Annotated in this window: 4 protein-coding genes; 3 read left to right on the forward strand and 1 reads right to left on the reverse strand. The window is 45.4% G+C overall.

Annotated elements, in window-relative coordinates; all coding sequences use genetic code 11:
* The 3 genes from Q8865_10695 to Q8865_10705 form a co-directional block, all read left to right on the forward strand.
* Positions 1 to 1,960 (forward strand): methyl-accepting chemotaxis protein (locus Q8865_10695; GenBank protein ID MDP4153884.1); only part of this gene is annotated, 1,960 nt, incomplete at its 5' end.
* Positions 1,961 to 2,129: 169 nt separating this feature from the next.
* Positions 2,130 to 4,112 (forward strand): methyl-accepting chemotaxis protein, encoded by a 1,983-nt coding sequence (locus Q8865_10700; protein MDP4153885.1) that lies wholly within the window; start codon positions 2,130 to 2,132, stop codon positions 4,110 to 4,112.
* 162 nt (positions 4,113 to 4,274) lie between these two features.
* Positions 4,275 to 6,245: a methyl-accepting chemotaxis protein gene (locus Q8865_10705; GenBank protein ID MDP4153886.1), complete on the forward strand. Its 1,971-nt coding sequence runs from the start codon at positions 4,275 to 4,277 to the stop codon at positions 6,243 to 6,245.
* Between the two features lie 109 nt (positions 6,246 to 6,354).
* Here the strand turns inward: Q8865_10705 and Q8865_10710 are convergent, their stop codons facing one another.
* Entirely contained in the window at positions 6,355 to 6,696 is a 342-nt protein-coding gene (locus Q8865_10710) for a hypothetical protein (GenBank protein MDP4153887.1), read from the reverse strand.
* Positions 6,697 to 6,929 lie beyond the last annotated feature (233 nt).

The raw sequence follows: 6,929 nt of genomic DNA on the forward strand, positions 1-6,929 counted from the left end.
AAGAGCCGCTAAAAAAAATCGAAAGTTAGTAAGCATGATGACCGGAATCTCGATATGTATAGTTTTTGATGTATTCATAGTCTGCGTCGGTCTTGGACTCATATCGATCATGCAATCAGCGTCGACAGTAAATAATATGGCAACCACGGCGCTTCAAGATGTGGCGGAACATTCTGCAGACGGCATAGGTCAGACAATAAAAGGCTATTATAAAGAATTAGACGCTCTGGCGTCAGACGAAATGTTCGACAATATCTCAGGAAACAGAGATAAGATTTTGGTTCGCCTGAACAAATTCGCCAAAGACGCTGGGCATGTGGATATGTTCGTGGCAGACAAAAACGGCAATGCCTATTCAATGGAAGGCGCAAACACAAATATATCAGACAGGGAATATTTCAAATCAGCGGTTCTTGGCAACGACACGATCTCCGACCCGATCGTAAGCAAAACCACCGGGAATCCCGAAGTTTTCATAGCCGCTCCCCTCAAAAACGATGCAGGAGAGATCATAGGCGTTATAACTGCCTGCCGTGATGGAAATGAACTTTCCAATATGATCGCAAACATTACATATGGTAAATCCGGCAAAGCGTTCATGCTGAACAGCAAAGGTGTGACCGTTGCGCACAGCAATAAAGAGCTTGTCGTAAAGGGAGATAACGATTTTGAAAATGTCAAAACCGACCCGTCACTCCAGCAGCTTGTCGACATTGAAAAGAAGATGGTTGCAAGGGAGTCAGGCATCGGAAAATATAAATATCATAATGTGGCAAAAATCATAGGTTATCACCCGGTGGACGGAACAGATTTTTCACTTGCGCTCGCGGCACCTCAGAGCGAAGTATTCTCGGCTGTTGACAAGCTGACGTGGTTCCTAGGCTGGGCAATCGTTATCTTCCTGATACTAAGCTGCGCATTCTCGATATATATCGCATATTTAACAAGCACACCCGTTAAGAATGTAAGCTCTTTGGCAAAAATCATTGCTGAAGGCGATCTCAGCGTTAGAACCAACCATTCCCCGCGCAGCCGTGAGGAGCAGGAGCTGTACAGGTCTCTCAACCAAATGGCAAACCATCTGAACACAGTAATGACGAACATCAACGCCGCCGCGGATCAGGTCGCATCCGGCTCAAAACAGGTGTCAAGTTCAAGCACATCCCTTGCACAGGGCGCCGCCGAGCAGGCAGGCACAGTTGAAGAGCTTACTGCATCAATCGAAGAGATAACTTCACAGACCTCAAGAAACGCTGAAGACGCAAAACAGGCAAGCGTTTTGGCTGAAGATATACATGTTAATGCAGAAACCTGCATGACCAGCATGAACACCCTTCTTGATGCGATGTCAAAAATATCGGATTCATCCAAGAGCGTTTCCAAAATAGTCAAAACTATCGATGAAATAGCTATGCAGACCAATATTCTCGCGCTCAACGCGGCAGTCGAGGCAGCCAGAGCCGGTGAATACGGCAAAGGCTTCGCAGTAGTCGCTGACGAGATAAGAGATCTCGCAAACCGTTCCGCAAAGGCTGCAAAGGAAACCACGGCAATGATTGAAGGCTCGATAAAGAACGTCGATAAGGGATCTGATACTACTAACGAAACCGCCCATGAGCTTAACGCCATCGTTGAAAAAATAAAATCAGCGGCAGCGCTTATTGATTCCATCGCAACAGCGTCAAACGAGCAGGCTCTCGGGCTTTCTCAGGTAAATCAGGGCATCATCCAGGTATCCTCCGTCGTTCAGTCCAACTCTTCCGCTTCTGAGGAGAGCGCCGCCGCAAGCGAAGAACTGTCCAGTCAGGCGGAAATGCTCAAAGAGCAGGTCAGCACCTTCAAACTGAGGGGCAAAGTGACAGATGAGGGCAGCGAATCGCAGAAACCGATAATTAAAAAGAAGAAAAAAGAAGCTGAGCGTGAAATCGTATTGTCCGATTCCGGCTTTGGAAAATATTGATTAAGCTATCCTGATACATTAAAAGAACGAGCTGTTAAGTTTAACAGCCCGTTTTTTTATGCCCCAGCCAAATTAAAAAATAATGCTTTTTTTAGCATTATTTTGCGATGCTGTAAAGGTAATACAGTTTTTTTACGATAGCCTTTATGACATTATTAGGAGGTTCGCAATGAAAAAAAAGATCAGTAAAAAAACTAAAAAGAAATACGTAAGCCTGATGGCCGCAATATCAGTAAGTATGATAGCAGTCATAGTGTTGCTGTGCGCAAGTCTTGGCGGCACTTCTATCAGCCGTTCGGACAAGGCTCTAAAAAACGCGGCAAGTGATTCCATGAGCAATTTTACGAATCAGGCGGCAAATGATATCGGCAATACGATCGAAGGGTATTATAAAGAACTCGATATTCTCACTTCAGACGACGTGTTTAGCAATATCACTGCAAACAAAGACAAAATAACAGCCCGCCTCATCAAATTCGCAAAAGTGATGGGAAACACAGATGTAATTGTGTCTGATAAAAACGGAAATGCCTATTCGATGATGGGCAACAGTGTAAACATTGCGGACAGTGATTATTTCAAGTCAGCGATTTCAGGAAGCTATTATATTTCCGATCCGCTTGTAGGCAAAGACACCGGCAATCTTGAGCTTTACCTGTCCGCCCCGATAAGAAGCTCTTCCGGCGAGCTTGTCGGCGTGATAGCCGCCTGCCGAGACGGGAACGAGCTTTCCAATATGATCGCAAACGTAACCTACGGGAAGTCAGGCAAGGCTTTCATGATTGACAGCGACGGCATTACTGTTGCGCACAGCAATAAAGAGCTTGTCATTAACCGGGAAAACGATCTAGAAAAAGTTAAAACCGACCCATCGCTCCATCAACTTGCCGAAATTGAAAAAAAGATGGTCTCAAAAGAAACTGGATTGGAGCAGTATAAATATAATAATGAAGCAAACATTGTAAGCTTCCATCCTGTTGACGGGACAAATTTCTCGCTTGCACTTGCCGCGCCCGTAAGTGAAGTATATTCGGCAAGCAAAAAGCTTGCGGCAAGCATCATCCTTTTTGCTCTGATATTTCTTGCAATAAGCATCGCCCTTTCTATATATTTAGCGTATCTGGTAAGCCAGCCGTACAAAAAAGTGAGCGCTGTCACGGCAAATGTAGCCGCCGGAGATTTGACCACTGGCCTCAACCACAAACCCTTTTTCAAAGAGGAAGTCGCACTGGTTACATCGATAAACAATATGGTTGAAAACCTGAATATCGTACTTTCTAACATAGACGCCGCCGCAGATCAGGTTGCATCCGGTTCAAAGCATATATCAAGCTCAAGCATTTCCCTTTCACAGGGTGCCTCAGAACAGGCGAGCTCAGTTGAAGAGCTTACGGCGTCTATCGAGGAGATAACATCGCAGACCGTAAGAAACGCCGAGGATGCAAAAGAGACGAACAAGCTTACCGTTGAAATCACAAAAAGCGCCGAAATCTGCAAATCGAGCATGAAAACGCTTCTTGAAGCTATGTCGAAAATATCTGCATCGTCAAAAAGCATCACTAAAATTGCAAAAAGCATCAACGAAATCGCTATGCAGACGAACATGCTCTCTCTTAACGCAGCGGTAGAAGCAGCAAAAGCGGGCGAATCCGGCAAGGGCTTTGGGGTTGTAGCGGACGAGATAAGAGAGCTTGCAAACCGTTCGGCAAAAGCCGCAAAAGAAACAAGCGTGCTTGTCGAAAATTCGATAAACAACATAGGAAGCGGCGAAGCAGCAACGAACGAAACCGCACATGAGCTAGACACCATCGTTGAAAAGATAACGTCGGCGGCAGCGCTTATAGAATCCATCTCAACAGCGTCAAACGAGCAGGCACTCGGGCTTTCTCAGGTAAATCAGGGCATCATTCAGGTATCCTCCGTCGTCCAGTCCAACTCCGCCGCTTCTGAGGAGAGCGCCGCCGCAAGCGAAGAGCTGTCCGGCCAGGCGGAAATGCTCAAACAGCAGGTCGACACCTTCAAGCTGAGAGGCAGAACGTCAGCGGAAGGCGCGCCAGCGGAAGACAAACCGCAGGAACCAGTAAGCAAAAATAAGGAAAAAGAAGCCCCACGTGAAATCTTTTTGTCTAAAACCGGTTTTGGAAAATATTAATTAAACTATCCTGATACATCAAAGACAGGCTTTGCATAAAATCATGTAAAGCTTGTCTTTTTACAAATAAATTATACTTTTTTTGAATATTTTTTATATAACTCTTACTTTTATGTTAATTTTAATCGATAGTCATATTAAACAAAAGTTGGAGGGGTAGGAATGAAAAAGAAGGCAAATAAACCAAAAAAGAGATATATCAGCCTTATGGCCGCAATATCAGCTTGCATGCTCATACTTACAGTCGGGCTTTGCGCAATTATTACCGATATTGCGATCAACCGTTCAAACAAGGCACTCCATTCAGCAGCGACTGAGGCAATGAGCAATTTTACAAATCAGGCGGCAGTCGGTCTAACCCAAACCCTAAACAGCTATTATAAAGAGCTTCACATCCTTGCGACAGAGGACTTGTTCACAGATATTGTTGGAAATAAAGAAGCAATAACAAATGAACTTAAAGACTTCTCTGTAGTTATGGGAAACCGAGATGTCTATGTGACAGATAAAAACGGAAACGGCTATTCTGCTAAAGGAAAAAACATAAGCATCGGGGACAGTGACTATTTCAAAACTGCGATCAAGGGCGACTATGCCATATCCGACCCTACTGACAATAAAGATACCGGCGGTCTCGACCTCTTTATTGCCGCCCCGATCAAAAAGCCAACCGGAGAGGTCACCGGGTTGATCGTCGCATGCCGTGACGGAAACGAGCTCAGCAGCCTTATTTCGACCGTCACTTACGGCAAAACGGGCAAAGCGTTTATGATCAACGGCAAGGGTATGACCGTTGCGCACAGCAATAAAGACAATGTCACCAACCACGATAATAATATTGAAAAAGCGAAAACCGATCCAGCTTTTCAGGGGCTTGCCGACATCGAGAAGAAAATGACCGAAAGAGCAACAGGGATCGGGCAGTATTCCTATGCTAATGAAACAAAGCTGGTAAGTTACCACCCGGTCGACGGGACGGATTTTTCTCTCGCCCTTCCCGTTCCTATAAACGAGGTATATGCGTCCAGCAGCAGCCTTACAAAAAGTATTAATCTATACGTAATATTCTTTATTATTGTAAGTATCGTTCTTTCTATCTTTTTAGCATATATGATAAGCAAGCCTTATAAAGAGATGATCGGCGTTACCGAACGTATATCAAACGGAGATTTGAGCCTTGGCTTAAACAATAAACCTAAATTCAGAGAAGAGGCTTTGCTGATCGCGGCTATAAATCACATGGTCGAAAACCTCAATAACGTATTGTCTAACATAAACTCTGCGGCAGACCAGGTCGCAACCGGAGCTAAGCAAGTATCTGTATCCAGTGTCACCCTTGCAAAAGAAGCCTCCGAGTCGGCAAGCTCGCTTGAAGAGCTTACCGCCTCCGTTGAAGAGATAACGTCTCAGACTGAAAGCAACTCGCACGACGCCAAAGAGGCAAACAGGCTTGTAGACGACATCCGCGAGAACGCCAACAGATGCAAATCAAGCATGGATACACTGCTAGATGCAATGACAAAGATCTCGGATTCTTCTAAGAGCATCACCAAAATAATCAAAACCATTGATGATATAGCTATGCAAACCAATATCCTCGCACTGAATGCGGCAGTTGAGGCAGCCAGGGCAGGCGTGCAAGGCAAGGGCTTTGCAGTTATCGCCGACGAGATAAGAGACCTTGCTGACCGCTCCGCAAAAGCGGCGAAAGAAACCGAGTCCATGATCGCCGGTTCTATCAAAAACGCAGAATACGGAGCGGGGACTACAAATGAAACGGCTGAAATGCTCAGCTCGATTGCTAAAAAAATCGAAACCGCAACAACGCTTATCGATTCCATCGCCACAGCATCAAACGAGCAGGCTCTCGGGCTTTCACAGGTAAACCAGGGCATCGTTCAGGTATCGTCCGTTGTTGAGTCCAATTCAGCCGTATCCGAGGAGAGCGCCGCCGCAAGCGAAGAGCTGTCCGGTCAGGCGGAAATGCTCAAACAGCAGGTCAATACCTTCAAGCTAAAAGGCAAAGCACCAGACGAGGTTTCACCAAAACCGCCGCATGATAAAGATGCAAAACCTAATAAAAAATCAAAACATGATCCCGTTTTGACTGGCGCCGGCTTCGGCAAATATTAAATATATACAGCCCGGACTATTTAAAAGTCCGGGCTTTTATAACCGTCTTTGCAAATCACAGACCTTTAAGCTGAGTGTCCGTGATTTTGTTTTTTGTGTTTATTTAAAATCATTTCAGTATGACCACAGTCACGCCGCTGTTGCCGGCGGCCGTCCTCTCGTAATCCTTCAGCGTTTTGCAGACCGCAAAAGCTTCCCTTTTGTATATCTCCCACTGCTCGCCGCCGAAAAACGACCTCACGATCCCGCGCAGAGACGGCTCTGACAGGCACTTTCTTACACCGTCGCGTATGCCGCCTCCGGCTCCGGTCGAGCCATAGCCGTGTATCAGTATTACTGCTCGGCACCCCTGCCCTTTCAGCGTCGAAAGGGTGTTTCGCATTTTCTGCAAAGCCTCGGCAACAGTCGGACAGCCATATTCAAGATTCACCGAGACCACTTTTTGAACCATTAATACCACCTATCACCAAAAAAGTCGGTTTCATTATATCATTTTTGGCAATATCGGGCAACTTGATTCCTAATAAAGACGACAAAAAAAATATAGATAATTTTAGATTAAGTGGTATAATTATTCAAGATGCGCCGTCATTACAAAATAAAGGAGATTGATTATGCTCGATTACAGATTCGACACCCAGCTGTTAATAGAGGGACACGGACTTTTGGAGGATGAGATCAACG

The organism is Bacillota bacterium (assembly GCA_030705925.1).
Taxonomy (GTDB): Bacteria; Bacillota; Clostridia; order Oscillospirales; family Feifaniaceae; genus JAUZPM01.

Excerpts from the sequence above, each read along its gene's own strand:
- Q8865_10705 (MDP4153886.1), top strand. The coding sequence starts at position 4,275 with ATGAAAAAGAAGGCAAATAAACCAAAAAAGAGATATATCAGCCTTATG.
- Q8865_10710 (MDP4153887.1), bottom strand. The coding sequence starts at position 6,696 with ATGGTTCAAAAAGTGGTCTCGGTGAATCTTGAATATGGCTGTCCGACT.
- Q8865_10700 (MDP4153885.1), top strand. The coding sequence starts at position 2,130 with ATGAAAAAAAAGATCAGTAAAAAAACTAAAAAGAAATACGTAAGCCTG.